Below are 26302 nucleotides of genomic sequence, written 5' to 3' on the forward strand. Positions count from 1 at the left end.
GGCAGGTCAGGGACTCGTCGTCGAGACCGCGTACACCCGGGGGAACGCCGGCTCGGTGAGGTCGACCGTCAGATCGGTCGTCGGACGCGGTTCCTCGCGCTTCACCGTCGTGCCGGCCCAGTTCATGCCCTCGACGAAGTTCCAGCCCGCGATGTCCGCGTCACGGTCGCCGACCGTGATCCGGCCCGGGGTGAGCGCGGCGCGGCTCGTGCCGGACTCGGCGAGGAAGCCGTCCAGGCCGGCGGCGGTCGTCGTGAACTGCACGTACAGCCGGCTCGTCTTCCAGTTGCTGGTCTCGTAGTACGCGACGTCCCAGGCCCCGGCGGGGACCGGGACCTCGAAGACCCGGCGCTTCATCAGCGAGGGCCAGTTGTCCTGGAGGCCCGCGGCCGAGGACTCGCGCTCCTTGTCGCGGCCGCTGTCGCGGCTCTGGCCCGCGGAGATGACGAGATAGCCGGCCGGGATGCCCACGAGCAGGACGATGATGACGGCGGTCAGCCAGCGGCGGCGGATCATGTGCCGGCGGTCCTCGGGGAGCTTGCCCCCGGGGTCGCGCGGCGGGGCGGACTGGTGGGGCAGGGTCATGAAGGCGGGTCCTCGGGGATACGGGGGGCCCGGCCCGAGGTCCCGCTGCGCAGGGCCTGGGCGTAGCGCTCGTACCGTTCGTACCGCTCCACCCGGCGCCGGTTGGCGCGGCGGAAGCGGCGGGCGACGAGCCGGGCGAGGTCGGCGGCGCCGACCATCCCCGCCTCGGGGCCGAGCTGGGCGCGGGTGATACGGGCCTCGGGGCGGTAGCCGCGGCCGGTGAGGTGGCGGCGGAAGGAGTCCCTTGCGGGGCCGATGAGCAGGTCGTCGGCGGCCGAGACGCCACCGCCGATGACGAAGCAGGAGGGGTCGAGGGCGGCGGCGAGGTTGGCGATGCCGACGCCGAGCCACTGCCCGATGTCCTGGAACAGCTCCACGCACATGGCGTCGCCCTCGCGGGCGAGCTCGGTGATGAGCGGTCCGGTGATCTCGGGGACGTTCCCCTTGACCCGTTCGATGATCCCGTACGCGACCGGGGAGTCGGCGGCGGCCAGCTCGCGGGCCTCGCGGACCAGGGCGTTGCCGGAGCTGTACTGCTCCCAGCAGCCGCGGTTGCCGCAGGGGCAGCGGTGGCCGCCGGGGACGACCTGCATATGGCCGAACTCGCCGGCCACCCCGAACTTGCCGCGCTTGACCTGGCCGCCCTCCAGGATGGCGCCGCCGATGCCGGTGCCGAGGGTGATCATGACGAGGTGGTCCTCGCCGCGTCCGGCGCCGAAGCGCCACTCGGCCCAGGCGGCGGTGTTGGCGTCGTTGTCGACCATGACGGGGACGGCGAGGCGGCTCTGGAGGGCGTCCTTGAGGGGCTCGTTGCGCCAGGCGAGGTGCGGGGCGAAGAGCACGGTGGCGCGCTCGGCGTCGACCCAGCCGGCCGCGCCGATGCCGACGGCGTGCACGTCGTGCCGGTCGGACAGGTCCAGGACCAGCTCGACGATGGTGTCCTCGACGACCTTGGCGCTCTTGGACTTGTCCGGGGTCTCCGTGCGGAGCTTCTCCAGGATGTTGCCGTCGGCGTCCACGACGCCGGCCATCACCTTCGTACCGCCGATGTCGATGCCGACGGTCGGCACCCGGGGCGCCGTCAGATGGGAGCGCCGCTCCCGGGTGCCGACGGTCCGCAGCACGGTGCCCCGGGCCGATCCCCGGTGGGCGAGGTCACGGTAGGTACTCATCGGCTCCGATTCTGCCAGGTGGGGTGTCAAGGGGCCGTTCGATCGCGGCCGCGTCCGTCACGTCCCGGACGGCCGCTCCAGTTCGTGCCGCAGGTCCTCAAGCTCGGTGCCGCCGGCCATCTGCCGGGTCAACTCGTCGAGCGTGACGGAGCCCTTGGTGTGGCTGCCGGCCATGACGCCCCGCTTGAGCAGCACGAAACGGTCGCCGACCAGGTACGCGTGGTGCGGGTTGTGGGTGATGAGGACCACGCCGAGACCCTGGTCGCGGGCGGCGGCCACGTACTTCAGGACGACGCCGGACTGCTTGACGCCCAGCGCGGCGGTCGGCTCGTCGAGGACGAGGACCTTCGCGCCGAAGTGGACGGCCCGGGCGATGGCCACGCACTGCCGCTCGCCGCCGGAGAGGGTGCCGATGGGCTGGTCGACGTCGCGCAGGTCGATGCCCATGCGGAGCAGCGCCTCGCGGGTGGTGGTCCGCATCAGGCCGACGTCGAGCCGCTTGAGGGGGCCGGAGCCCTTGGTGGGTTCGGAGCCGAGGAAGAAGTTCCGCCAGACCGGCATGAGCGGGACGACGGCGAGGTCCTGGTAGACGGTGGCGATGCCCCGGTCGAGGGCGTCGCGCGGGTTGGCGAGGGTGACCTCCTCGCCCTCGATGCGGAAGGTCCCGGTGTCGTGCTGGTGGAGGCCGGCGACGATCTTGATGAGGGTGGACTTGCCGGCGCCGTTGTCGCCGAGGACACAGGAGATCTCGCCGGAGCGGACCTCCAGGGAGACCCCTTCGAGGGCGCGGATGTTGCCGTAGTACTTGCTGACGTCGTCGAGCTCGACGAGCGGAGCGGACTCGGTCTTCGTGGCCGTCGTCACTTGGTGGCCTCCACGCGCTTGCGGATCCAGGCGTTCAGCAGGGTCGCCAGGAGGAGCATCGCTCCCAGGAAGAACTTGAACCAGTCCGGGTTCCACTCGGCGTACACGATGCCCTTGCTCGTCATGCCGAAGATGAGGGCGCCGACCGCCGAGCCGATGGCGGAGCCGTATCCGCCGGTGATCAGGCAGCCGCCGATGACGGCCGCGATGATGAAGATCAGCTCGTTGCCGACGCCCTCGCCCGACTGGACGACGTCGAAGGAGAAGAGCAGGTGCTGGCCGGAGATCCAGGCGCAGAACGCCACACCCAGGTAGAGGCCGATCTTCGTCCGGTAGACCGGGACGCCGACCGCGCGGGCCGCGTCGGCGCCGCCGCCGACCGCGAAGATCCAGTTGCCGAAGCGGGTGCGGAGCAGGATCCAGGTGGCGAGCGCGACCAGGCCGAACCACCACAGGATGGTGACCTTGAACTCGACGCCGCCGATGGTCAGCTGCGAGGCGAAGAGCTTGCGGGCGGAGGAGAAGCCCTCCATGTCGGCGATGGTCTTGGTGGAGACGGTGCCGCTGATCAGCTTGGTGAGGCCGAGGTTCAGGCCGGTCAGCATGAGGAAGGTGCCGAGCGTGATGATGAAGCTGGGCAGCTTCGTACGGGTCAGCATGAAGCCGTTGAAGGCGCCGATCGCCAGGGTGACGAGCAGCGAGACGCCGACGCCGACCCAGACGTTCGCCGTCATCTGGTAGCTGAACATCGACGAGATCAGGGCCGAGCTGGTGACCAGGACACCGGCGGACAGGTCGAACTCGCCGCCGATCATGAGCAGCGCGACGGGGACCGCCATGATGCCGAGCGTGGAGGCCGCGTACAGCACGGTGCCGAGGCTGGACGGGTTCAGGAAGCTGTCGGCGACCACCGAGAAGAAGACGAAGACGGCGATCGCGCCGACGACCGAGCCGAGCTCGGGGCGGGCCAGCAGCTTCTTCAGCGGAGTGGTGCGCAGCAGCCGTTCGTCGACGTGGTCGAGCCCGTCCGACGGTGGGGCGGTGGAACTCATCGGGTGCCCCGCTCCGCGTACTCGACGAGCTTCGCGGCGTCGTCCTCGGTGATGATCTGCGGGCCGGTGAGGACCGGCTTGCCGCCGCCGAGGACGTTGGCGTTGTAGCGGTAGAGCCACAGCAGGTCGACGGCCTCGTAGCCCTGGAGGTAGGGCTGCTGGTCGACGGCGAAGCCGAGGGTGCCGGCCTGGAGGGAGGTGGCGACCTTGGCGTTGAGGTCGAAGGTGTCGATCTCGGCCTTGCTCCCGGCGCTCTTGGCGGCCTGGACGGCGGCGTCGGCGAAGGGGGCGCCGAGGGTGACGACGGCGTCGACGTCCTTGTCGGACTGGAGCTTGGCCTCGATGGAGGCCTTGACGTCCGGCATGTTGGTGCCGTCGACGTAGAGGTTGACCAGCTCGCCGTCGAAGGTCTTCTTCGTGCCGGCGCAGCGCTGCTCGTGACCGACGTTGCCCTGCTCGTGCAGGACGCAGAGCGCCTTCTTCTTGCCCCGCTTGTCGAGCTCCTCGCCGACGGCCTCGCCGGCGACGGTCTCGTCCTGGCCGATGTGGGTGAGCGCCCCGTACGCCTTGGACTGCTCGGCGCCCGAGTTCACGGTGATCACCGGGATGCCGGCCTTGACGGCCTTCTCTACGGCGGCCTTCATGGCGTCGGGCTTCGCGAGCGTGACGATCAGACCGTCGACGCCCTTGGCGACGTACGAGTCGATCAGCTGCGCCTGCTGCTGGGCCTCGTCGCTGTGGGCGTAGAGGAAGTTGATGTTGTCCTTGGCGGCGGCCTGCTTGGCGCCCTTCTGGACGATGTCCCAGAAGGTGTCGCCGTCACCCGAGTGGGTCACCATGGCGAAGGTCCAGCGGGGGGTGTCGACGGCCGCCCTGCCCTGGGCCTCGGCGGCCTTGCGGGCGTCCTCCGCCCGCTTTCCGCCAGTGCTGCTGCACCCGGCGAGCGCCCCGGTGAGCGCGAGCGCGAGCACGGCGCCGACTGCGGCGCGTACCCCTCCTGTCCGAAGCCTGGTCACGAGGCCGTGCCCTCCTTTGTGTCCTTTGCGTGCATTGCAGTCGTGCATTGCAGTATCGGTCATGCGGGTCGCGGCGCTCGCCAGGGGGCCGGTGTCCGGCTCTCGGGCCGGTGGGGTACGGCCTACGGACGGACCATCAGCTGGAACTCGAAGGAGTAGCGGCCGGCCCGGTAGAGATGGGAGCCGTACTCGACGGCGCGGCCGGTGTCGTCGAAGGTGACGCGCTCCATCGTCAGCAGCGGTGCGCCCTCCCGTTCGTCGAGCAGGCCGGCCTCGGCGGCGGTCGCGGCGCGGGCGCCGACGGCCTGGCGCGCGCTGTGCAGGGTGAGCGCGGCGGAGCGGAGCATCCGGTAGAGGCCGGTGGTCTCCAGCAGCGCGGTGTCCGGTTCGCCGGGGCCGAGGAGCCCGGCGGGCAGGTGGTTGCGCAGGTACGCCATGGGTTCGCCGTGCGCGGTGCGGAGCCGTTCGAGGTAGACGACCTCGCTGCCCTCGGGTACGCGGAGGGCCGCGGCGACCGGGCCGGTGGCGGGTTCGACGCGGTTGACCAGGACCCGGGTGGCGGGGAGCTGTCCGGCGGCGTCCAGGTCGTCGTACAGGCTGCTCAGCTCCAGCGGGCGGCGGACCGTGCTGTGCACGACCTGGGTGCCGACACCCCGGCGGCGGACCAGCAGGCCCTTGTCCACGAGGGTCTGGATGGCCTGGCGGACGGTGGGGCGGGAGAGACCGAGGCGGGTGGCGAGGTCGATCTCGTTGCCGAGGAGGGTGCCCGGGGTCAGCGTGCCGTTCTCCACGGCGCTCTCCAGTTGCTGGGCCAGCTGGAAGTAGAGCGGGACCGGGCTGGTGCGGTCCACGGAGAGCGGGGGCAGGGCGGAGCCTGACTGCTTGGACACGGGGGGAGCGTAGCCCGGGGCGCTGATGACGGGAAGTCGTGACGTCCGGTTGTCCTGACAAATCCTTGACACCGGGGACGGACGGCTCCACGGTGGGGCCATGCGCATCGGACTCATCGGTACGGGCCGGATCGGGAGCTTCCACGCGGGTGTGCTGGCCCGCCACCCGGAGGTCGAGTCGCTGGTCGTGGCGGACGCGGACGCCTCGCGGGCGGCCGGGGTCGCGGGGGCGCTCGGCGCGGAGGCCGCGCCGGACGTCACCGCGCTGTTCGCGCACGCCCTGGACGCCGTGGTGATCGCCTCGGCGACGGCGGCGCACGCGGAGCTGATCGCCCGCGCGGCGGGCGCCGGGCTCCCGGCCTTCTGCGAGAAGCCGATCGCCCTGGACGTGCCGGGGACGGCGACCGCGCTCTCGGCGGTGGCCGAGGCGGGCACGGACCTCCAGCTCGGCTTCATGCGGCGCTTCGACGCGGGGTACCGGGCGGCGCGCGAGGCGGTGCGCTCGGGGCGGCTCGGCCGGCTGCACACCGTACGGGCGGCGACCTCCGACCCGGCGCCGCCGCCGGCCGCGTACCTCCCGCTCTCCGGCGGGCTCTTCCGGGACTGTCTGGTGCACGACTTCGACATCGTGCGCTGGGTGACCGGGCGGGAGGTCGTGGAGGTGTACGCGACGGGCTCGGACGCTGGTCCCGCGATGTTCCGGGAGGCCGGGGACGTGTCCACGGCGGCCGCGCTGCTCACCCTGGACGACGGCACGCTCGTCACGGCGACGGCGACCCGCCGCAACGGCGCCGGGTACGACGTGCGCATGGAGCTGGCGGGCGATCTGGACCAGATCGCGGTGGGCCTGGACGACCGCACCCCGCTCACCTCGGTGGAACCCTGGGCGTCGGCACCGCCGGGGAAGCCCTGGACCGGCTTCCTCGAACGGTTCGCCCCCGCGTACGAGGCGGAGCTCGACGCGTTCGTGCGCCTGGTCCGCGGCGAGGCGCCCAACCCGTGCGACGGCCGGGAGGCCCTGGCGGCGCTCCGGATCGCCGAGGCCTGCGAGCGCTCGCGGCGGGAGCGGCGACCGGTACGGGTGGACGACATCGGCTAGCGGTCCCCCGGCGTCGGCACCGGACTGGCGGGCCTCCGCACCGGGCCGGTCGGCGTCACCACCGGACCGGTCGGCGTCACCACCGGACCGGTCGGCGTCACCACCGGACCGGCGGGAGTCACCACCGGACCGGAAGGTGCCGGACTCCGCGCATGAGGAGGCCGGGGAGCCACTCCCAGGGCTCGCCCTCGGGGTCGAGTTCCAGGTTCGGGAAGCGGTCGAGGAGGGTCCGGAGCGCGATCCGGCCCTCCAGCCGGGCGAGCGGGGCGCCCAGGCAGTAGTGGATGCCGTGCCCGAACGCGAGATGGCCCCGGGCGTCCCGGCGGATGTCGAAGCGGTCGGGTTCGGGGAACCGGGCCGGGTCGCGGTCGAGCGCCCCGATGGCGACGAGGACGTGCCGGCCCGCCGGGATCTCGGTGCCGCCGAGGGTGACGGGCTCCCGGCTGAACCGGAAGGTGCTGGTCTCCACCGGCCCGTCGTACCGCAGGGACTCCTCGATCGTCCCGTCCAGGAGGCTCGGGTCGGCGCGCAGGGCGGCGAGCTGATCGGGGTGGGTGAGCAGGTTGCGGACGGTGTTGGCGATCAGGTTGACGGTGGTCTCGTGGCCCGCGATGAGCAGCAGATAGGCCATGGCCCGGAGTTCGGGCCCGGAGAGCCGGTCGCCGTCCTCGGCGCGGGAGGCGATCAGACCGGAGAGCAGGTCGTCGGCGGGGCCCGCGGCCCGCTTGTCCTCGATGAGCGCGTCGAGGTACGCGCCGAAGTCCACCATGCTCCGGGCGAAGTCCTCTTCGCCGGTGGGGGTGACCAGCTCCGTCGACCAGCGGCGGAAGGTGTCACGGTCCGCCGCGGGGACCCCGAGGAGCTCGCAGATGACGGTGACCGGCAGCGGGTACGCGAAGGCGTCGACGAGGTCGGCCCGGCCGGCCGGTTCCATCGCGTCGACGAGGTCCGCGGTGAGCCGCTCGATGCGGGGCCGCAGGGCTTCCACCCGGCGGCCGGTGAACTCGCCCGTGACCAGGCGGCGCAGCCTGGTGTGGTCGGGCGCGTCGGCCGCGAGGAGGTGGACACCGATGACGTCCTCCTCCGGCGTCCGTACCCCGATCACGTGCGGGGACTTGGCGAACCGGGGGTCGGCGAGCGCCGCACGGCCCTCCTCGTGCCCGACGACCAGCCAGAACTGGAAGCCGTCGGGCATCCGCACCTCGTGGACGGGGCCGGCCTCGCGGAGCTTCGCGTAGTAGGGGTACGGATGCGCGGTGAAGTCCGCGCCGTACTCCCCCAGTTCGATGACGGACATCGACGCAGACTATCCGACAGGACCAGAGCCGAAACGATCAGTTCTGGCCGTCCTCGTCCAGGAGTCCCGCGTCGTGGACGAGGAGGGCGATCTGGACGCGGTTGTTGAGGCCGAGTTTGGCGAGAACCCGCGAGACATGGGTCTTGACGGTGGGCACGCTCATGTACAGCTCGGCGGCGATCTCCGCGTTGGACAGACCGCGGCCGACGGCTACGGCCACCTCCCGCTCGCGGTCGGCGAGTTCGGTGAGGCGTCCGGCGGCCGCGGTGCGCGGGGTCTGCTCCGGCTGTCCGGCGACATGGGTCATGAGCTGACGGGTGACGGCCGGGGACAGCACCGGGTCCCCGGCGGCGACCCGGCGGACGGCGGCGACGATCTCGGCGGGCGGCGTGTCCTTGAGGACGAAGCCGGCCGCGCCGGCCCGCAGGGCGCGCAGCACCTGCTCGTCGGCGTGGAAGGTGGTGAGGACGACGACCTCGGGGGCGCCGGGCTCGGCGCGCAGCCGCTCGGTGGCGGTGAGCCCGTCCACGTGCGGCATGCGGATGTCCATGAGGACGACGTCGGGGGCGTACCGGGTGACGAGTTCGGGGACCTCGCGGCCGTCGGCGCCCTCGCCGACGATCTCCAGGTCCTCGGCGCCGCCGAGCATCAGGGTGAGGCCCGCGCGGACCAGGGGGTCGTCGTCGACGATGAGCAGCCGGATGGTCATGGGGGCCACGGTAGCCAGGCGTGCAGGGAGAATCCGCCGTCGGGGGCGGGTCCGTGCTCCATCCGGCCACCGGCGAGTGCGGCACGTTCGGTGAGTCCGATCAGGCCCTGGCCGGAGCCGGGGACGGGCGGGACCGGTCCGGCGGGTGCCGGGTTGTGGACGTCGACGGTGAGGCCCTCGCCGGGGCGGCCGCGCACGGTGACGGTGACCGTGGTGCCGGGGGCGTGCTTGCGGGCGTTGGTGAGGCCCTCCTGGGCGATGCGGTAGACGGTGCGGCCGGTGGCGGCGGGCACGGCGGCCGGTTCGTCCACGGTGGTGTCGAGGACGACGTCCGCCCCGGCCTCGCGGGATTCGTCGATCAGCGCGTCGAGGGTGGCGAGGGTGGGCTGCGGCCGGTCGCCGCCGTCGCCGTTCTCGCCGGGTGCGCGCAGCACGCCGATGATCTCGCGGAGGTCCTGGAGGGCCTCGTGGGCGCTGTCGCGGATGACGCCGGCGGCACGGGCGACCTGCTCGGGCGGGGCGTCGGGCCGGAACTCCAGGGCTCCGGCGTGCACGCTGAGCAGGGTGAGGCGGTGGGCGAGCACGTCGTGCATCTCGCGGGCGATCGCCTCGCGGGCGAGCCGCTGGGCCTGGGCGGCGCGCAGCTCGGCCTCGGCCTCGGCGCGGCGGGCGCGCTCCCTGAGGGCCTCGACGAGCTGGCGGCGGGAGCGGACGAGCATGCCCCAGGCGGTGACGAGCAGGATGAGGGTGAAGCCGAGGGCGATGGAGAGCCCGGTGTTGGTGGTGGGGTCGGGCCGGACGAAGGCCTGCGCGGTGGAGGTGGCGACGGCGAGCGCGCCGATCGCGGCGACCTCGCGGAAGGGTTTGCGTACGGCGACGCTGAAGAGGCTCGCGAGGAGGGCGCCGGCGGCGACCGGGGCCACGATGTTGAGCAGCGAGAGGCCGATCGCGAGCCCGGCGGGCCAGCGGCGGCGCAGCCAGAGGGCGCAGCAGGCGGCGGCGCCCAGGAGCTGGTCGACGAGGGTGACGGCCTCGCTCGTGTACTGCGCGCTGGTGTCGGCGGCGATGAGGCCGACGAAGGCGGCGAGGAGGAAGAGCGAGGTGTCCACGATCCAGTCGCGGACGGTACGGCGGGGCCGGCCCTCCCCGTTCCCACCGGATTCGGCCAGGTGGGAGGGGAGCAGCCAGCGCTGCCGGTCCGTGCGAGTCATATCGGCAATGTACGCAGCCGGGGGCGGCGTGCGGGGCATCGGCGGCCGGGCCGCTACCGAAGTCGTGGAGGTCGATACTTCGGTAGCGGTGCCTGTGGACCGGAGGCGGACGCGACCGCTCTCCCGGCCGCGCCATGATCACTTCATGAAGAAGTTTCTGGGGGTCGCCGGTTTCCTGCTCGCTCTCTTCGGCGTCGCCGGGGTGGTGCGCGAACTGACGGACGGCTGGTTCCGTCTGCTCGGCGTGACCCGGTTCCTCACGGAGAACGTGTGGTTCCTCGAGGGCCGTGAGCTGTTCGCCGACATCGTGATCGCGGTGCTCGGCCTGGTCCTCATGATCGGTTCGGACCGGGTGGCGAAGTCCTGATCGGCCCGCCCCTCGGGGCTCAGGCGCTCGACGTGTCGAGCCGGGTCACCTCGGCGAGGTGCTCGGCCATCCGGTGCGAGACGGAGCCGCTGGTGTAGAGGGCGCCGCCGACCACGGCGAACGGGACGGAACCACCCAGGAGGGCGAGCATGCCGGGCCAGTCCCGGCTCTCGACGCACTCCTCGTCGTGGACGTAATCGCTGGTGAGCAGGGCGGGGCAGGGGCTGCCGCCGCCGTCGGCGTCCTCGTACGGGGTGAGGAGCAGGACGCCGAACCAGACCCAGCACAGGGCGGCGATCGTGAAGAGGCCGAGGCCCCAGCCCTGGGTGCGCCGGGCCTTGGCGCGGAACTCGTTGTCGTACACCAGTGAACGCATGATCGAATAACCTACCCGGCCCCGTTGTCGGCGGCACGGCGGCCCCAACTGGTGCCCGCGAGCACGAGGATCGCGCCCGCGAGGCCGAGGACGCCGGGGCGGTCGCCGGCGAGGGCGATGCCCGCGGCGGCGGCCCAGAGCGGTTCCGTGCCGAGAAGGAGGCTCACCCGGGACGGGGAGGTGCGGCGGACCGCCCACATCTGCACGAAGAACGCGAAGAGCGTGCAGAAGACGGAGAGGAAGATCAGCCCGGCCCACTCGCGCGGGCCGAAGTCGAGAGCCACCGCCCAGGGTGAGGCGCCGGTGCGGGGGAAGGCCGCGATGACGGCGAAGACGGCGACGGCGGAGCCCAGCTGCACAGTGGTGAGGGAGAGCGAGTCGGCCGACCGGACGGCCTTGATCCGGGACATCGCCAGGACGTGGACGGTACGGGCGAGGGCGGCGAGCAGCATGAGCAGGTCGCCGAGGGAGGGGGTGGTGAAGCCCCCGCCCTGGGTGAGGAGCACGACGCCGAGGACGGAGAGCGCGGCGGCGCCGAGGAAGGCGCGGGGCGGCCTGATCCGGGTGACGGCGGCCTCTGCGAGCGGGGTGAAGATCATGGTGAGGCTGATGATCAGACCCGCGTTGGTGGCGGAGGTGTGGACGACGCCGTAGGTCTCCAGGAGGAAGATCCCGCTGAGGATCAGCCCGAGGGCCCCGGCGCCACGCCACTGGGCGGCACTCAGGGCCCGGAGCCTGGCCCACCCGGCGACGACCAGGACGGGCAGCACCACCGCGAACCGCAGCACGAGGACCGCGATGACGGTGTGGGTGGTGGTGATGCCCTTGGCCGCGAGATAGCTGGCGCCCCAGACGACGGCGACGAGCAGAACGGGCAGGTCGGTGAGCCAGGCACGGCGCGGGGCGCCGAGGGACACGGGGGTGGCGATCGACGACGAAGCTGACATTGCGGCCGTATCTCCAAGTCTCGGGGTGGGGTGGAGACTTCGACGGCTCGCACGTGGAGCGATCACCGTACCGGGACGGGCCTGTGGTGGCTACACCTTTCGGGGCTCACTCCTGTCCGTCCGTACGTGGGCCGGTGGCGGGCGGGATGGACGGGGGTGTCTGACGGCCCGGCCGGTCAGGCGTAACTGCCGTACTCGGGTCGGCCCACGAGCTCGTACGTGGTGAGGGTGACGCCCGCGCCGGTGGTGCGCGCGTCGGTCAGCCGGAAGGCGGTGGGGCGTACGCCGTCCGCGAAGAGGCGGCGGCCGGTGCCGAGGATCACCGGGAAGACGAGCAGATGCAGGGTGTCGATCAGATCGTGGTCGAGCAGGGTCCGGGCGAGACCGCCGCTGCCGTGCATCTGGATCTCCCCGTCGGTGCGCTCCTTGAGCGCCCGGACCTCCTCGACGACGTCCCCGCGGAGCACGGTGGTACCGGCCCAGTCTGCGGAGTCGAGGGTGGTGGTGGCGACGTACTTGGGGAGCGCGTTGAGCTTCGTGGCGATCGGGTTGGCGGGGTCCGTCTGCTCGGGCCAGTAGCCGGCGAAGATCTCGTACGTGCGGCGGCCGAGGAGGAAGGCGGTCGGCCGGGCGAAGACCCCGTCCATGAACCGTCCGAAGTCCTCGTCCCCGAACGGCACGGACCAGCCGCCGTGCGTGAAGCCGTCGCCGGGGTCCTCCTCCGGGCCGCCCGGGGCCTGGTGGACGCCGTCGAGGGTCAGGAACTGGGTGAGGCTGAGCGTGGCCATGGTGGTGCCCTTTCGTCTCCGGTCCATCGTGTCTCAGCAGTTCAGACCGTGCCGTCCGACGGAACTCATCGGTGACCGGGTCGGCGTCCGATTCATGCCAGCGTCGGGACGCCCAGGCGACTTTCATTGAACCCGCAACCACTTATCGGCTTCTTCTTACGGAGGTTTCGGGATGTCCACGATGAACGGCACGGCGGTTCTGGTGACGGGCGGCAGCCGCGGGATCGGCGCGGCCACGGCCGTACGGCTCGCCCGGGAGGGCGCCGACGTCGCCTTCACCTACGTCCAGGACGAGGTGCGCGCCAAGGAGGTGGCGGCGCGGATCGAGGCGACCGGACGGAAGGCGCTGCCCCTGCGGGCCGACGCGGCCGACGCCGGGGACGCGGCGGGCGCGGTGAACTGGGCGGCGGACGCCCTGGGGCGCCTCGACGTCCTGGTGAACAGCGTGGGTGCCGGGGTCCTCGGCCCGCTGGAGTCGCTGACTCTCGCGGACGTGGACCGGGTCCTCGCCGTGAACGTCCGGGCGGCGTTCCTCGCCTCGCAGGCGGCGGCAGCGCGGCTTCCGGAGGGCGGGCGGATCGTCACGATCGGCACCTGCATGACCCAGCGGGTACCGGGCCCCGGCGGCACGCTCTACGCGACCAGCAAGTCGGCGCTGATCGGCCTGACGAAGAGCCTCGCGCGGGAGCTGGGCGGACGCGGCATCACGGCCAACATCGTCCACCCCGGACCCGTCGACACCGACATGAACCCGGCGGACGGCCCGTACGCGGAGGGCCAGGCGGCCATGACGGCACTGGGCCGCTTCGGCACACCGGACGAGGTGGCCGCGATGGTCGCGTTCCTGGCGGGACCGGAGGGGCGGTACGTGACGGGCGCGGAGTTCTCGGTGGACGGCGGGCACGCGGCGTAACCGGCCGACATTCCTGTGGACCGGACGGGCTCGTAGCGCCCGTATGCAGGGGGGCCGGCTCGAAGCGCCCACCCACATGACCGGCGAGTGAGCCGAAGGGCGCCGCCGGGGGAACGACCCCGAGCGCGCGGAGGCCCCCCGAGGAACGAGGGGGGTCGAGCACGGTCGGGGTCGTGAGCCCGGCTGCAGGCACCCGGAGGCGAACGAGCCCAAAAAAGGGGGGGTTCGCGAGGGCGCACCGGTGCTGTCGTGCCGGTGCGCCCTCGCGGGCCGGGCGGGGTGTCGTACCCGCCCAGTTCAGGGGGCGGGCCGGGGGCGTACCCCGGCCCGCCTGTTCGTACGGGTCCGGTCAGCCGCCCAGTTCCTGGTGGCGGGCCGTCAGGCGGGCCGTACCGGCGTCCGTGAGGGAGCCGAAGAGGCGGAGGCGGGAGATGCCGCCGTCCGGGTAGATGTCGATCCGTACCCGGGAGCCGACCGCCGGGGTGTCGAGCACGAAGCGGTGGTTGGTGTCGGGCTGGAGGCGGGTCCGGGGCAGGATCTCGGTCCACTCCTCGGAGCCCTCGGCCGCGACGGACAGCGCGGCCCAGCCGGCGCTGTTGCCCTTGAGGTACGCGGTGTCGATCTCGACGGCGCGGATCTCGGACTCGGCGGCCAGCTGGTAGCGGATCCAGTCGTTGCCCTTGTCGCGGCGGCGGCGGGTCTCCCAGCCGTCGTCCATCTTGCGGGAGCGGCCGGGCTGGATGGTGTTGGTGGCCGGGGAGTAGAAGCGGTCGGAGGCGTCCTCGACCTGGCCGCCGTTCTCCAGGGCCGCGAGGTCGAAGGTGCCGAGCACGCCGAGCCACTTCGGGTCGGGGGCGACCTCGCCGTACACGCGGAGGCGGGCGATGCCGCCGTCGGGGTGCTGGTTGACGCGGAGGTGGGTGAAGCGCTGCTGGACGTCGACGGCGAAGCCGTTGGCCGCGTGGCCGCCGACGGCGGTGCGCGGGACGAGCGTCGTCCACTTCACGTCGTCGGCGAGGAGCTCCTCGGGCGAGGGCGAGCCGGGGACGGAGGCGGCCTCGACGGAGACGGCCTGCGGGTAGTTGCCGCGGAAGTGGGCGGTGTCGACGACGATGCCGCGGACGACGCCGGGCGCGCCGAGCCGCACGAGGGCCCAGTCGTGGTCGTCCTCGGTGGGGTGCGGCTGCTGGGCGGAGATGCCACGGCGGCGGCGGGTCTCCCAGCCGTCCATGATCTTGCCCTTGTGGCCGAAGTGCTCGGGGTCGAACTCGGCGGCCTCGGGCTTGAGCAGGTTCTCGCGCTCGGCGAAGAACTCGTCGTTGGCCGCGGTCACGCCCGCGCCGAGGCGCCGGTCGGCGAGGTCGGCGTACTGGGTGAAGGGGAAGTCGGCCGTCCGGTAGTCGGCGTAGGGGTCGCCACCGCCGTAGGGGCTGGCGTCGCCGGTGAAGGAGGGTATGCCGGTGCTCACGGGTCAGTTGTTCCTTTCGAGGAGGCGGCCGGAGGGCTCGGCCAGGGTGCCGTGGTCGGCGATCCGCTCGCCGCGCAGCCAGGTGGAGGTGACGACGCCGTTGAGGGTCTTGCCCGCGTAGGCGGTGATCCGGTTGCGGTGCTGGAGCTCGGCCGGGTCGACGGTGAAGGTGGCCTCCGGGTCGAGGACGGCGAAGTCGGCGTCGCGGCCGGCCTCGATGGCGCCCTTGCGGGTGAGGCCGGCGAGCCGGGCCGGGCCCTCGGACATCCAGCGGACGACGTCCGTGAGGTCGAAGCCTCGGCGGCGGGCCTCGGTCCAGATGGCGGGGAGGCCGAGCTGGAGGGAGGAGATGCCGCCCCAGGCGGACGCGAAGTCGGGCGTCTTGAGGTCGGTCGTGGACGGGGAGTGGTCGGAGACGATGCAGTCGATCGTGCCGTCCGCGAGCCCCTGCCACAGCGCGTCCTGGTTGACGGCCTCGCGGATGGGCGGGCAGCACTTGAACTCGGTGGCGCCGTCCGGGATCTCCTCGGCGGTGAGGGTGAGGAAGTGCGGGCAGGACTCGACGGTGACCTTGACGCCCTCGGCCTTGGCGGCGGCGAGGAGGGGCAGCGCGTCCGAGGAGGAGAGGTGCAGGACGTGGACGCGGGCGTTGAGCCGGCGGGCCTGGTTGATCAGGTTCTCGATCGCCGTGTTCTCGGCGTCGCGGGGACGCGAGGCGAGGAAGTCGGCGTACGCGCCGCCGGAGCGCTGGGGCGCGGCGGCGAGGTGGTGCGGGTCCTCGGCGTGCACGATCATCAGGCCGTCGAAGCCGGAGATCTCGGCGAGCGAGGTCGCGAGCCGCTCCTGGTCGAGCTCGGGGAACTCCTCCACGCCGGAGGGCGACAGGAAGCACTTGAAGCCGAAGACACCGGCGTCGTGGAGCGGGCGCAGGTCCTTGACGTTGTCGGGCAGGGCACCGCCCCAGAAGCCGACGTCGACGTGGGCCTTGGCCCGGGCGACCTCCTGCTTGACGCGCAGGTTCTCCACGGTGGTGGTGGGCGGCAGCGAGTTGAGGGGCATGTCGAGGAGGGTGGTGATGCCACCGGCGGCGGCCGCGCGGGTGGCGGTCCAGAAGCCCTCCCACTCGGTGCGGCCGGGGTCGTTCACGTGTACGTGGGTGTCGACGAGTCCGGGCAGGACGACGTCGTCGCCGACGTCCTCGAGCCGGGCACCGGCGGGTACCTCCGCGTCGTACGGCAGCACGGCCGCGATCGTCCCTCCGGAGACGGCGATCGACGCCGGGCGTGTCCCCTCGGGGGTGATGACACGCGTCGAGCGCAGGACCAGGTTGACGTCCACCCGTACCCCTCTTCCAGTGCTTCAAGAAAAAATTCAACGAACTGTTGAAGGAGTCTTCACTTCCGGACGACATGTCGTCAAGGGCACACTTCCAGCATCGCCGCCGGCACCGGGCGCCGCCGCACGCCGCTTGGATGTTTCCACCAAGTGAAATGCAAATTCCGTACAGTAGAACGTAGCTCCGTACAGCCGGGGCCGACCCGGACGGCTCCGGGCCGTCACCGACACCGGACAAACACGTCCTGACCGGCGCGGACGCCGCCACCAGGAACATGTACCCCGGCCAATGGGCCGATAGGCTGCTGCCTTGCCCGCCTGCCCCGAAAGGACCGTTGACGTGCCGACGTCCAGCGCCAGCACCACCGACGCCGCCAAGCCCGCCGCGAGCGGGGGCGTCCAGTCCCTTGAGCGTGCCTTCGACCTGCTTGAGCGGATGGCCGACGCCGGGGGCGAGGTCGGGCTGAGCGAGCTCTCCGCCAGCAGCGGACTCCCGCTCCCCACCATCCACCGCCTGATGCGCACCCTGGTCGCCTGCGGGTACGTACGCCAGCAGCCCAACCGGCGGTACGCGCTCGGCCCCCGCCTCATCCGGCTCGGCGAGTCCGCCTCCCGCCTCCTCGGCACCTGGGCCCGCCCCTACCTGGCGCGGCTCGTCGAGGAGACCGGCGAGACGGCGAACATGGCGCTGCTCGACGGCGACGAGATCGTGTACGTGGCGCAGGTGCCGTCCAAGCACTCGATGCGCATGTTCACCGAGGTCGGCCGCCGGGTGCTGCCGCACTCGACGGGCGTCGGCAAGGCGCTGCTCGCGCACACCCCGGCGGAGGAGGTCCGCGCGCTGCTTGCCCGTACCGGCATGCCGGCCGCGACCGAGAAGACCATCACGACGCCGGACGGCTTCCTCGACGCGCTCGTCGCGGTCCGCGAGACGGGGTACGCGGTCGACGACAACGAGCAGGAGATAGGAGTCCGCTGCCTCGCGGTCTCGGTCCCGGACTCCCCTACGGCCGCGGCGATCTCGATCTCGGGCCCGGCGGGGCGTGTGACGGAAGCGGCCACGGAGAAGATCGTCCCGATCCTCCAGGAAGTGGCGCGAGAACTGTCCGCGGCGCTGGCGAACACGACGGCCAACGGCGGCGCGTAACCCTGCGGGGCGGTGGGTGCCACCACGCCGCGCCGGCACCCACCACGCCCTCGCCGCCCCCGCCGCCCCCGCCGTGTGGGCACGTGCCGCGCCCTCACCACCCGCCGTGTGGGCACGTGCCGCGCCCTCGCCGCCCCCGCCGCGTGAGCACGTGCCGCGCCCTCACCACCCGCCGTGTGGGCACGTGCCGCGCCCTCGCCGCCCCCGCCGCGTGAGCACGTGCCGCGCCCTCACCACCCGCCGTGTGGGCACGTGCCGCGCCCTCGCCGCCCCCGCCGCGTGAGCACGTGCCGCGCCCTCACCACCCGCCGTGTGGGCGCCCGCCGCGCCCTCGCCGCCCCCGCCGTGCGGGCACGTGCCGCGCCCTCGCCGCCCGCCGTGTTGGCGCCCGCCGCCGCACCCCACCCGCCGTGTGGGCAATCGTCCCGCAGGGCGGGACGGGTGGGCACACGGGACGGCGCCCTCTGGCGGCGCCTCCGCCCCTTGCGCCCTGGCCCGCACCCCCTGCGCGCCGCACCTGTGGTGCGGGTTCAGGCGCGGAAGCCTAGGCCCGGCAAAGGGGCGCCGTTCCGTTGCGCCCACCCGTTCCGCCCCTGGGGGTCCCCCCTGGACGAAGTCCTTGGGGGAGGAACGACTGCCCACAACGAGGGCGGCGGGCGGGCACCGCCGCCCGGGAGGGTGGGGTTCGGCCGGCGGGACGGAAGGGCCACAACGGGGTGGGCGGGCGGCAGCCCACGGCTGTGGCGGGGCCGCGGCCCCCACGGCAAGGCGCGGTGTCAGATACGGGCCGGTTCCGAGACGTGGCCGTCCCTGACCTCCACCACCCGCCCCGCCCGAGCCACCAGCCCCCGATCATGCGTCACCAGCACCGTCGCCGTCCCCCTCCCCACCGTCAGCCCCGCGAGCAGTTCCACCACCGCCGCCCCCCGTTCATGATCCAGCGCACTCGTCGGCTCGTCGACGAGCAGCACCGCCGGCTCGTTCATCAGGGCGCGCGCGATGTTGACCCGCTGCCGCTGCCCCCCGGACAGCTGGTGCGGCCGGCGGCCGGCCAGGTCCGCGAGGCCCACCGCGTCGAGCAGTTCCAGAGCCCTGCCGCGGGCCGACCTCGCCGGCCGCCCCGAGACGTGCGCCATCACCTGGAGCTGTTCCGCCGCCGTGAGCGACGGCAGCAGATTCGGCTGCTGGAACACGATCCCGATCCGCTCCCGCCGCAGCGCCGCCCGCCCGGCCGCGTCCAGCTCCCCCGTCTCCGTACCGTCGACGACGACCCGCCCCCGGTCCGGTGTCACCAGCGTCGCGGCGACCGCGAGCAGGCTGGACTTGCCGGAGCCGGAGGGCCCGACGACGGCCGTGAGGGAGCCGGCGGGGACGGTGAGGGAGACCGCGTCGAGCGCGGTCAGCCGGCCGTCGCCGTCCGGGTAGGTGAGGGTGACGGCGTCGAGGACGAGACTCATCGGGCACTCCCGAGCGCGGTAAGAGGATCGACGGCGGTGATCCGCCGGATGGACAGCGCCGCCCCGAGGACTCCGAGCACCACCATCACGGCGGCCGGCCCGAGGACGGTCAGGGGTTCGAGGACGAACGGCACGTTCCCGCCGCTGACCAGCGCCCCGACGCCGACCGCGAGCCCCGTCCCGAGCAGCGTGCCCGCCGTGAGCATCAGCACCGCCTGCCCGAGGGCGTCCTTGAGGAGGTAAGGGGTCGAAGCGCCGAGGGCCTTCAGGACGGCGACGTCGCCGCTCCGCTGAATCGTCCAGACGGTGAAGAAGGCCCCTATGACGAGGGCCGAGATGGCGAAGAGGAAGCCGCGCATGAGCTGGAGCGAGCCGTTCTCGGCCTGGTAGGACCCTATGGCGGTGAGGGCCTCGTCGACGGTCCGCGCCTCGGTGCCGACGGCCTTGTCACCCGCGCCCCAGTCCGTCCCCCCGCCGCCGCGGAGCGCGACGACCGTGGCCTGCTCCTCCGGGGTGGTGCCGCTGTGGCCGAGCCGCTGCCAGTCGTCGAGAGTCGTCCACACGACCGGCGTGTGGCTGTACGAGGCATCGCCCGCGACCGCCGCGACGGTGAGCTCCAGGGGGCCGAGGCGGACGGGGTCACCGACGGCGACGCCCAGCTCCTCCGCCGCCGACTCCGAGAGCACGGCCTTCCCCGACGCGGGTGCCACGGGTGCGAGCCCGCCCTCCGGCTCCGTACCGAAGGCGGACACGGCGGCGGTGCGGTCCCCGGCGGCGCCGTTGAGCGTCCGGATGCCGAGCGGCGCGGCCGCCGTCACCCCGGGCCGCTCGGCCCACGCGCGCCACTGCTCCTCCGTCACCGTCGAGTTGGTGAAGGAGACCGACTGCCCGGACGGCGGCGCCGCGAAGGCGAGCCGGTCGGCGGGCAGGCCGGTGATCGCGGAGATGTTCTCCCGCGCGAGGCCGGCGGTCAGTCCGGACAACAGGCCCACGAGCAGGGTGATCAACACGATCACGGTGCCCATGAGCGCGAAACGCCCCTTGGCGAATCCGAGGTCTCTCCATGCGACGAACATGCTGACCAGAGTGGTCGGCGAGGTGCCCCACGGGCATCGCGCCACGGATGGCCTCGGCATCAAACTTTCGGTTGAGCCCGGATCGTCTGTCGCTGTCTAGGCTGGAGGGGACATGGATCCGCACTCCTCCCTCCACCCCGCGCCCCACTCCTCCCTCCACCCCGCGCCCCCTTCCTCCCTCCACCCCACCCAGCGGCCCCTCACCCCCGCCCTGCGCGCGCTGCGCCTCTGTCTGCACCTGCTGATGGCGGGCCTGCTCGCCCTCGCGGCGCTACGGGCCGACTCGGTCGCCGGGACGGTGCTCGCGGTGGTGACGGGCGCGGTCTACGCCGCCGGGTCGTATCTGCCGTCCGTACGGGACTCGCAGCGGGCCGCCGCGGTGTGGCTGGGTGTCCTGGGCGTCTGCTGGCTCGCGATGCTGTGGCTGACCCCGGAGGCGCTCTGGGTGGCCTTCCCGCTCTACTTCCTCCAGCTGCATCTGCTGCCCGCCCGCTGGTCGCTGCCGGTGGTGGCGCTGACGGCGGTCGCGGCGATCCTCTCGTACGTGGGGCACGGCGCCGCGCTCAACCCCGGGGTCTTCATCGGGCCGCTGCTCGGCGCGGCGGTCGCGGTGGCGACGGTCCTCGGCTACCACGCGCTGTACCGGGAGAGCGAGCGGCGGCGGCGGCTCATCGAGGAGCTGATCGAGACGCGGGCGGAGCTGGCGGCCGCGGAACGGCACGCGGGGACGCTCGCCGAGCGGGAACGGCTCGCCCGCGAGATCCACGACACGCTCGCGCAGGGCCTGTCCTCGATCCAGCTGCTGCTCCGCGCGGCCGAGCGGGCGCTGCCACCGGGCTCCCCCGCCGCGGGCCACATCGACCGGGCCCGGCAGGAGGCCCAGGACAACCTGGCGGAGGCCAGACGGTTCGTCCGGGCGCTGTCACCGCCGGACCTGGAGCACGGCTCCCTGGCGGCGGCCCTGGAGCGGCTGTGCGAGCCGGGGGCCGGGCCGCGGGTCCGCTTCTCCGTCAGCGGTACGCCGGTCGAGCTGCCGACCCCCTACGAGGTGGCACTGCTCCGCATCGCCCAGTCGGCGGTCGCGAACACGGTGCGGCACGCGGGCGCGTCGCGCGCGGAGATCACCCTGTCGTTCATGGACGCCTCGGTGACCCTGGACGTGGTCGACGACGGCGGGGGTTTTGAACCCGGCGCGGTACGGCCCTCCTCCGACGGCGGTTTCGGGCTTCCGGCGATGCGCTCGCGCGCGGAGTCGCTGGGCGGCACCTTCACCGTCGAGTCCGCCCCGGGCCAGGGCACGGCCGTCGCCGTCTCCCTCCCCCTCCCCGCTGGAGCGTGAAGAGCATGACCATCCGTCTTCTCCTGGCCGACGACCACCCGGTCGTACGGGCCGGCCTGCGCGCGGTCCTGGACACGGAACCGGACTTCGCCGTCGTCGCGGAGGCGGCGACGGCCGAGCGGGCGGTGGAGCTGGCCGCTGCCGGGGGTGTGGACGTGGTCCTGATGGACCTGCAGTTCGGCTCCGGGATGCACGGTTCGGAGGCGACGGCGGCGATCACGGCGGTGCCCGACGGGCCGAAGGTGCTGGTCCTGACGACGTACGACACGGACGCGGACATCCTGGCGGCGGTGGAGGCGGGCGCCTCCGGCTACCTCCTGAAGGACGCCCCGCCGGAGGAACTGGCGGCGGCGGTCCGTACGGCGGCGGCCGGCCAGTCGGCCCTGGCCCCGGCGGTGGCGCACCGGCTGATGGACCGGATGCGGACCCCGGCGGAGGCACTGACCAAGCGCGAGCTGGAAGTGCTCCAGCTGGTGGGCGAGGGCTTGTCGAACCAGCAGATCAGCAAGGTGCTGTTCCTGAGCCAGGCGACGGTGAAGTCCCATCTGGTGCACGTCTTCGCGAAGCTGGGCGTGGACTCCCGCACGGCGGCGGTGGCGACGGCGACGGCCCGCCGCCTGATCAGGCGCTAGCCCCACGATCACCGCGCACACGTCGCGCCGCTTCTGTCATCGCACACCCGTCGCGACACTTCTGTCACCGCGCACCCGTCGCGCCGCGGTCGCCACCGCGCACCCGTCAGTCGACAGGTCCCCGGGGCGTCGGCGGCCCGAAGAGTTCCACCGCCCGCCGGACCCCGGCGAGCCCTTCCGCGAGCGCGCTGACGGACCCGACCGATCCCGCGACGAGCAGCAGCGAGCGGCGCAGCCGCCGTACCTCCGGGGCGCCGCTGAGTGCCATCGCGTCGAGCGCGGCGAGTTCGTCCTCGGCGATACCCCGGTCGGCGAACTCCACGCGGTGGGCGGCCAGTTCACGTCGCAGCCGGGACACGGCGGACCGCAGTTCGGCCACCCTCGGGTCCACGCCCTCGCCGGTCACTCGCCTCTGCCCCACGCTTCGCAACATGGTTCTCCCCCTCGCACGACACTGTGCGCAGAACTCCATACTCCGAACACCCGGAGCAGCGCTCCGAGCCGACCGCGGGCGGTGGTCGGGCGCCGTGAGTTGCGGGTCAGTTAACTCCTTCGCCACCCCACCGCGCCACCCTTCGCCCCGGTAATTCAGGCGACCGTGTGATTCCGCCTGATGAGGTATGCAGTCCCCATGACAACAGCGCATGACCGAACGGATGTCCACACGCCACTCGTCGCCGGACTGCTGCTCGCCGCCGGGGGTGGGCGGCGGCTCGGCGGGCGACCCAAGGCGCTGCTCACGCACCGGGGGCGGCCCCTCGTCGAGCACGCCGTGGGGGTGCTGCGTGCGGCCGGGTGCGATGTGGTGCACGTGGTTCTGGGTGCGTCGGCCGAGGTCGTACGGGAGCGGGCGGAGCTCCCCGGGTGTGTGCTCGTGGACAACCCGGAGTGGGCCGAGGGGATGGGTTCCTCGCTGCGGGCGGGGCTCGCCTCGCTGGCCGCCGATCCGCGCGGGGTCGACGCGGCGCTCGTCCTGCTGGTCGACCAGCCGGGGATCGGGGCGGAGGCGGTGGCCCGGGTCCGGGCGGCGTACGTCTCGCGGGATTCGCTGGCGGCGGCCTCGTACGACGGGCAGCGGGGCCATCCGGTGCTGTTCGGCGCCGGGCACTGGGCGGGGATCGCCGAGCTCGCGGTGGGCGACCGGGGCGCGCGGGACTATCTGGCGGCCCACCGGGATGCGATCACCCCGGTGGACTGTTCGGATGTGGCCGAGCCCTATGACATCGACACCGAGGAGGATCTGGCGCACTTGGAGTGAAGGGCGTGGCACCCAGCGCCATGGTCTGTCGATCCGGAGAATCTCGACATCAACAAACCATTGAACTTCCACCATGAGGAAACTAGTATCCACTGTTCAGAAGCGCCTGTCCGTTCAGAAGGCGCTTGCGGCCGTATCTCGGCGCCTGCGGCACTGCGTGCCGTCCCGCGACGCCCGGCGGCCGTCTGGTACCGCCCGTGAAGTCCGCTGAAGGAAGTGACAGTTCATGTCCGCACCAGCGCCGTCCCCCCTGGCCGTCGTCGATGCCGAGCCCCTGCCGCGTCAGGAAGAGGTGCTCACCGAGGCCGCCCTGGCCTTCGTCGCCGAACTGCACCGGCGGTTCACCCCGCGCCGGGACGAGCTCCTCGCCCGCCGAGCGGAGCGTCGCGCCGAGATCGCCCGCACGTCCACCCTGGACTTCCTGCCGGAGACCGCGGCGATCCGCGCCGACGACTCCTGGAAGGTCGCGCCGGCCCCGGCGGCCCTGAACGACCGCCGTGTCGAGATCACCGGCCCGACCGACCGCAAGATGACGATCAACGCGCTCAACTCCGGCGCGAAGGTCTGGCTCGCCGACTTCGAGGACGCCTCCGCGCCGACCTGGGAGAACGTGGTCCTGGGCCAGCTCAACCTGATCGACGCGTACAGCCGGAAGATCGACTTCACGGACCCGCGCTCGGGCAAGTCGTACGCCCTCAAGCCGGCCGGCGAGCTGGCGACGGTCGTCATGCGGCCCCGCGGCTGGCACCTGGAGGAGCGTCACCTCACCTTCGACGGCCGCCCGGTCCCCGGCGCGCTCGTCGACTTCGGCCTGTACTTCTTCCACAACGCCCAGCGGCTGATCGACCTCGGCAAGGGTCCGTACTTCTACCTGCCGAAGACGGAGTCGCACCTGGAGGCCCGCCTCTGGAACGAGATCTTCGTCTTCGCCCAGGACTACGTCGGCATCCCGCAGGGCACCGTCCGCGCCACGGTCCTCATCGAGACCATCACGGCCGCGTACGAGATGGAGGAGATCCTCTACGAACTCCGCGACCACGCCGCCGGGTTGAACGCGGGCCGCTGGGACTACCTGTTCTCCATCGTCAAGAACTTCCGTGACGGCGGCGCCAAGTTCGTCCTTCCGGACCGCAACGCGGTCACGATGACGGCCCCGTTCATGCGCGCGTACACCGAGCTCCTCGTGCGCACCTGCCACAAGCGCGGCGCGCACGCGATCGGCGGCATGGCGGCGTTCATCCCGTCCCGCAAGGACGCCGAGGTCAACAAGGTCGCGTTCGAGAAGGTCAAGGCCGACAAGGACCGCGAGGCCGGCGACGGCTTCGACGGCTCGTGGGTCGCCCACCCCGACCTGGTCCCGATCGCGATGGCCTCCTTCGACGCCGTCCTCGGCGAGAAGCCGAACCAGAAGGACCGCCTCCGCGAGGACGTCTCCGTCGCGGCCGGCGACCTGATCGCCATCGACTCGCTGGACGCCAGGCCGACGTACGCGGGCCTGGTCAGCGCCGTGCAGGTCGGCACCCGCTACATCGAGGCGTGGCTGCGCGGTCTCGGCGCCGTCGCCATCTTCAACCTGATGGAGGACGCGGCCACCGCCGAGATCTCGCGCTCGCAGATCTGGCAGTGGATCAACGCGGGCGTGGAATTCGAGCACGCCGGAAAGACCGTGAGGGCCACTCCGGAGCTGGCCCGCCAGGTCGCCGCCGAGGAACTGGAGGCGATCCGCAAGGAGATCGGCGAGGAGGCCTTCGCGGCCGGCAAGTGGCAGCAGGCGCACGACCTGCTCCTGCACGTCTCCCTCGACGCCGACTACGCGGACTTCCTGACGCTCCCCGCGTACGAGCAGCTGGTCGGCTGATCTCACGGCAGCACGGCTGACCCGGCGGCCCGCACAGCGGTCGGACAGCATCTGAGCAGGGCTTCGTCCCGGTGTCGCACAGCACCGGAGGCGGGGCCCTGTTCCCGTTCCTGTGGGCCCACAGGGGACGTGACGTAACCGAGATATGCAGCTACCTAGCGGTAACAAGCCAGTGGGTGACAGATTCCGCCATGCCACCGGCCGGCGGCTGTCCCCCACGTCACTGCGTACCGCAGGAGCACAGCCATGCCTTCGTCCCCCCACCGTGCGCTGCGCGCACTCCTGGCACTGTGTACCGCCGCCGGGCTCGCCTCCGTCGCCGCCCCTACAGCCACCGCCGCCGGCACTGCCTCCCCCGGCACGGGCCCCACCGCCGTCGTCACCATGGGCGACAGCTACATCTCCGGGGAGGCCGGCCGCTGGCTGGGCAACAGCCTCACCAACTCGGGGAACCGCAACGGCACCGACCGGGCCTGGACGGGCAGCGGTTACGACCCGTCCCGGGTGTACGGCACCACCGCGGGCGGCTGCCACCGCTCGGACACCGCCGAGGTGAAGAGCGCGGGGCCGCTCGCGAGCTCCCTGATCAACCTGGCCTGCTCCGGGGCGACGACCGAGAACGTCATCCGCGCCGCGCAGGGCGGCCGGACCTACAAGGGCGAGGCCCCGCAGGCCGACCAGCTCGCGGCCGTCGCCGCCTCGCACGACGTGGAGCTGATCGCCCTCTCCATCGGCGGCAACGACCTCGGCTTCGCCGACATCATCGCCACCTGCGCCAAGGACTACATCGTCTGGTACTCGTACTGCCACGACGACCAGCAGACCGAGGTCGACGCCCGGATCGACGGCGTGATGGCGGACGTCGGCCGCTCGGTCGACGAGATCCGGGCCGTGATGACCGGCGCCGGATACGCCTCCTCCGACTACCGGATCGTCCTCCAGTCCTACCCCTCCCCCATCCCCCGCGCCGCCGAGAACCGGTACGGCGAGAGCGGCTGGGCCCGTACGAACACCGGCGGCTGCCCCTTCTGGAACGCCGACGCCGACTGGGCCCGCGACTCCCTCGTCCCGCAGCTCGCCAACCGTCTGAAGGGCGTCGCGGCGGCCAAGGGCGTGCAGTTCATGGACCTGCGGGACGCGCTCCAGGGGCGTGAGGTGTGCGCGAAGGCGAGCCGTCAGGTGACGTCGACGGTGGCGACGTCGGGGACGACGAGCGAGTGGGCGCGCTGGATCGACAGCCAGAGCACGCAGGGGCTCGTCCAGGAGTCCATGCACCCGAACGCCTACGGCCAGCAGGCCCTCGGCCGCTGCCTGGCCCTGGTCCACGCCCGCCCGACGGGCAACCACAGCTGCCGGAACACGGCGGGGTCGGGACCGTCGGCGATGTACCTCACGGCGGGCTAGCGACAGAGCGGGGTCGGGCCAGGCACCTGGCACCTGGCACCT

The 26302-nt window shown here is 72.6% G+C and carries 26 protein-coding genes; 9 read left to right on the forward strand and 17 right to left on the reverse strand.

The features are described from left to right. Nucleotides 1-6: 6 nt before the first annotated feature. The 6 genes from E0F75_RS33745 to E0F75_RS33770 form a co-directional block, all read right to left on the reverse strand. A complete protein-coding gene (locus E0F75_RS33745) occupies nucleotides 7-585 on the reverse strand; it encodes a hypothetical protein (RefSeq protein ID WP_229314777.1) in 579 nt (192 codons plus the stop codon). Continuing rightward, entirely contained in the window at nucleotides 582-1757 is a 1176-nt protein-coding gene (locus E0F75_RS33750; RefSeq protein ID WP_229314778.1) for an ROK family glucokinase, read from the reverse strand. The genes E0F75_RS33745 and E0F75_RS33750 overlap by 4 nt, the downstream gene beginning before the upstream one ends. Nucleotides 1758-1814: 57 nt before the next feature. Continuing rightward, on the reverse strand, nucleotides 1815-2621 hold the full coding sequence (locus E0F75_RS33755; RefSeq protein WP_229314779.1) for an ATP-binding cassette domain-containing protein: 807 nt from the start codon (nucleotides 2619-2621) through the stop codon (nucleotides 1815-1817). After that, the gene (locus tag E0F75_RS33760; RefSeq protein WP_229314780.1) at nucleotides 2618-3673 is read right to left on the reverse strand and encodes an ABC transporter permease; all 1056 of its coding nucleotides are present in this window, start codon (nucleotides 3671-3673) and stop codon (nucleotides 2618-2620) included. The genes E0F75_RS33755 and E0F75_RS33760 overlap by 4 nt, the downstream gene beginning before the upstream one ends. After that, nucleotides 3670-4689 carry a sugar ABC transporter substrate-binding protein gene (locus tag E0F75_RS33765; RefSeq protein ID WP_229314781.1) on the reverse strand — a complete coding sequence of 340 codons (1020 nt, stop codon included), beginning with the start codon at nucleotides 4687-4689 and terminating at the stop codon, nucleotides 3670-3672. Before E0F75_RS33765 ends, E0F75_RS33760 begins: the two co-directional genes overlap by 4 nt. Before the next feature lie 122 nt (nucleotides 4690-4811). Beyond that, on the reverse strand, nucleotides 4812-5540 hold the full coding sequence (locus E0F75_RS33770; protein WP_229314887.1) for a GntR family transcriptional regulator: 729 nt from the start codon (nucleotides 5538-5540) through the stop codon (nucleotides 4812-4814). Nucleotides 5541-5679: 139 nt separating this feature from the next. Between E0F75_RS33770 and E0F75_RS33775 the strand changes: the two genes are divergently transcribed. Further along, nucleotides 5680-6678 carry a Gfo/Idh/MocA family oxidoreductase gene (locus tag E0F75_RS33775; RefSeq protein WP_229314782.1) on the forward strand — a complete coding sequence of 333 codons (999 nt, stop codon included), beginning with the start codon at nucleotides 5680-5682 and terminating at the stop codon, nucleotides 6676-6678. A gap of 118 nt (nucleotides 6679-6796) precedes the next feature. Here the strand turns inward: E0F75_RS33775 and E0F75_RS33780 are convergent, their stop codons facing one another. From E0F75_RS33780 to E0F75_RS33790, 3 genes are read right to left on the reverse strand one after another with little or no spacing between them, the layout of a single operon-like run. Then, a complete protein-coding gene (locus tag E0F75_RS33780) occupies nucleotides 6797-7975 on the reverse strand; it encodes a cytochrome P450 (RefSeq protein WP_229314783.1) in 1179 nt (392 codons plus the stop codon). Nucleotides 7976-8012: 37 nt separating this feature from the next. Continuing rightward, nucleotides 8013-8684, reverse strand: a complete 672-nt coding sequence (locus tag E0F75_RS33785; protein ID WP_229314784.1) for a response regulator transcription factor — start codon at nucleotides 8682-8684, stop codon at nucleotides 8013-8015. Next, nucleotides 8681-9895 carry a sensor histidine kinase gene (locus E0F75_RS33790; RefSeq protein ID WP_229314785.1) on the reverse strand — a complete coding sequence of 405 codons (1215 nt, stop codon included), beginning with the start codon at nucleotides 9893-9895 and terminating at the stop codon, nucleotides 8681-8683. Before E0F75_RS33790 ends, E0F75_RS33785 begins: the two co-directional genes overlap by 4 nt. A 145-nt stretch (nucleotides 9896-10040) precedes the next feature. On the opposite strand from E0F75_RS33790, the gene E0F75_RS33795 reads away from it, so the two are divergent. Further along, on the forward strand, nucleotides 10041-10262 hold the full coding sequence (locus E0F75_RS33795; protein ID WP_229314786.1) for a hypothetical protein: 222 nt from the start codon (nucleotides 10041-10043) through the stop codon (nucleotides 10260-10262). Nucleotides 10263-10281: 19 nt separating this feature from the next. Here E0F75_RS33795 and E0F75_RS33800 read toward each other — a convergent pair whose 3' ends face one another. The 3 genes from E0F75_RS33800 to E0F75_RS33810 all read right to left on the reverse strand — a co-directional run bounded on the left by E0F75_RS33800 (nucleotide 10282) and on the right by E0F75_RS33810 (nucleotide 12373). After that, nucleotides 10282-10638: a hypothetical protein gene (locus tag E0F75_RS33800; RefSeq protein ID WP_229314787.1), complete on the reverse strand. Its 357-nt coding sequence runs from the start codon at nucleotides 10636-10638 to the stop codon at nucleotides 10282-10284. A gap of 11 nt (nucleotides 10639-10649) precedes the next feature. Further along, nucleotides 10650-11585 (reverse strand): DMT family transporter, encoded by a 936-nt coding sequence (locus E0F75_RS33805; RefSeq protein ID WP_229314788.1) that lies wholly within the window; start codon nucleotides 11583-11585, stop codon nucleotides 10650-10652. Nucleotides 11586-11761: 176 nt separating this feature from the next. Then, on the reverse strand, nucleotides 11762-12373 hold the full coding sequence (locus E0F75_RS33810) for a dihydrofolate reductase family protein (RefSeq protein ID WP_229314789.1): 612 nt from the start codon (nucleotides 12371-12373) through the stop codon (nucleotides 11762-11764). Between the two features lie 172 nt (nucleotides 12374-12545). On the opposite strand from E0F75_RS33810, the gene E0F75_RS33815 reads away from it, so the two are divergent. Further along, nucleotides 12546-13286 (forward strand): SDR family NAD(P)-dependent oxidoreductase, encoded by a 741-nt coding sequence (locus E0F75_RS33815; protein WP_229314790.1) that lies wholly within the window; start codon nucleotides 12546-12548, stop codon nucleotides 13284-13286. Nucleotides 13287-13635: 349 nt separating this feature from the next. Here the strand turns inward: E0F75_RS33815 and alc are convergent, their stop codons facing one another. Both alc and allB read right to left on the reverse strand, forming a co-directional pair. Beyond that, a complete protein-coding gene (gene alc / locus E0F75_RS33820; protein WP_229314791.1) occupies nucleotides 13636-14754 on the reverse strand; it encodes an allantoicase in 1119 nt (372 codons plus the stop codon). A 3-nt stretch (nucleotides 14755-14757) separates the two neighbouring features. Further along, on the reverse strand, nucleotides 14758-16092 hold the full coding sequence (gene allB / locus E0F75_RS33825; protein WP_229314792.1) for an allantoinase AllB: 1335 nt from the start codon (nucleotides 16090-16092) through the stop codon (nucleotides 14758-14760). Between the two features lie 337 nt (nucleotides 16093-16429). Here allB and E0F75_RS33830 point away from each other — a divergent pair, with 337 nt between their 5' ends. Beyond that, nucleotides 16430-17236, forward strand: coding sequence for an IclR family transcriptional regulator (locus E0F75_RS33830; protein WP_030323875.1), 807 nt, complete (start codon nucleotides 16430-16432; stop codon nucleotides 17234-17236). Between the two features lie 776 nt (nucleotides 17237-18012). Here E0F75_RS33830 and E0F75_RS33835 read toward each other — a convergent pair. Together E0F75_RS33835 and E0F75_RS33840 are read right to left on the reverse strand one after the other, a co-directional pair. Then, complete coding sequence (locus E0F75_RS33835; RefSeq protein WP_229314793.1) at nucleotides 18013-18693, reverse strand: ABC transporter ATP-binding protein; 681 nt, start codon at nucleotides 18691-18693, stop codon at nucleotides 18013-18015. After that, on the reverse strand, nucleotides 18690-19769 hold the full coding sequence (locus tag E0F75_RS33840) for an FtsX-like permease family protein (RefSeq protein ID WP_229314794.1): 1080 nt from the start codon (nucleotides 19767-19769) through the stop codon (nucleotides 18690-18692). Before E0F75_RS33840 ends, E0F75_RS33835 begins: the two co-directional genes overlap by 4 nt. A 112-nt stretch (nucleotides 19770-19881) precedes the next feature. On the opposite strand from E0F75_RS33840, the gene E0F75_RS33845 reads away from it, so the two are divergent. After that, nucleotides 19882-21108 carry a sensor histidine kinase gene (locus tag E0F75_RS33845; protein ID WP_374115480.1) on the forward strand — a complete coding sequence of 409 codons (1227 nt, stop codon included), beginning with the start codon at nucleotides 19882-19884 and terminating at the stop codon, nucleotides 21106-21108. Between the two features lie 5 nt (nucleotides 21109-21113). After that, nucleotides 21114-21740: a response regulator transcription factor gene (locus E0F75_RS33850; protein ID WP_229314795.1), complete on the forward strand. Its 627-nt coding sequence runs from the start codon at nucleotides 21114-21116 to the stop codon at nucleotides 21738-21740. Nucleotides 21741-21846: 106 nt separating this feature from the next. On the opposite strand, the gene E0F75_RS33855 is transcribed toward E0F75_RS33850, so the two are convergent. Next, the gene (locus E0F75_RS33855) at nucleotides 21847-22173 is read right to left on the reverse strand and encodes a DUF5955 family protein (RefSeq protein ID WP_229314796.1); all 327 of its coding nucleotides are present in this window, start codon (nucleotides 22171-22173) and stop codon (nucleotides 21847-21849) included. A gap of 198 nt (nucleotides 22174-22371) precedes the next feature. Here E0F75_RS33855 and E0F75_RS33860 point away from each other — a divergent pair, with 198 nt between their 5' ends. The 3 genes from E0F75_RS33860 (at nucleotide 22372) to E0F75_RS33870 (ending at nucleotide 26260) form a co-directional block, all read left to right on the forward strand. Next, on the forward strand, nucleotides 22372-22998 hold the full coding sequence (locus tag E0F75_RS33860) for an NTP transferase domain-containing protein (RefSeq protein WP_229314797.1): 627 nt from the start codon (nucleotides 22372-22374) through the stop codon (nucleotides 22996-22998). A gap of 226 nt (nucleotides 22999-23224) precedes the next feature. Next, on the forward strand, nucleotides 23225-24856 hold the full coding sequence (gene aceB, locus E0F75_RS33865) for a malate synthase A (RefSeq protein WP_229314798.1): 1632 nt from the start codon (nucleotides 23225-23227) through the stop codon (nucleotides 24854-24856). A 246-nt stretch (nucleotides 24857-25102) separates the two neighbouring features. Further along, complete coding sequence (locus tag E0F75_RS33870; protein WP_229314799.1) at nucleotides 25103-26260, forward strand: GDSL-type esterase/lipase family protein; 1158 nt, start codon at nucleotides 25103-25105, stop codon at nucleotides 26258-26260. Nucleotides 26261-26302 lie beyond the last annotated feature (42 nt).

The organism is Streptomyces sp. CB02980, assembly GCF_014451325.2.
GTDB lineage: Bacteria > Actinomycetota > Actinomycetes > Streptomycetales > Streptomycetaceae > Streptomyces.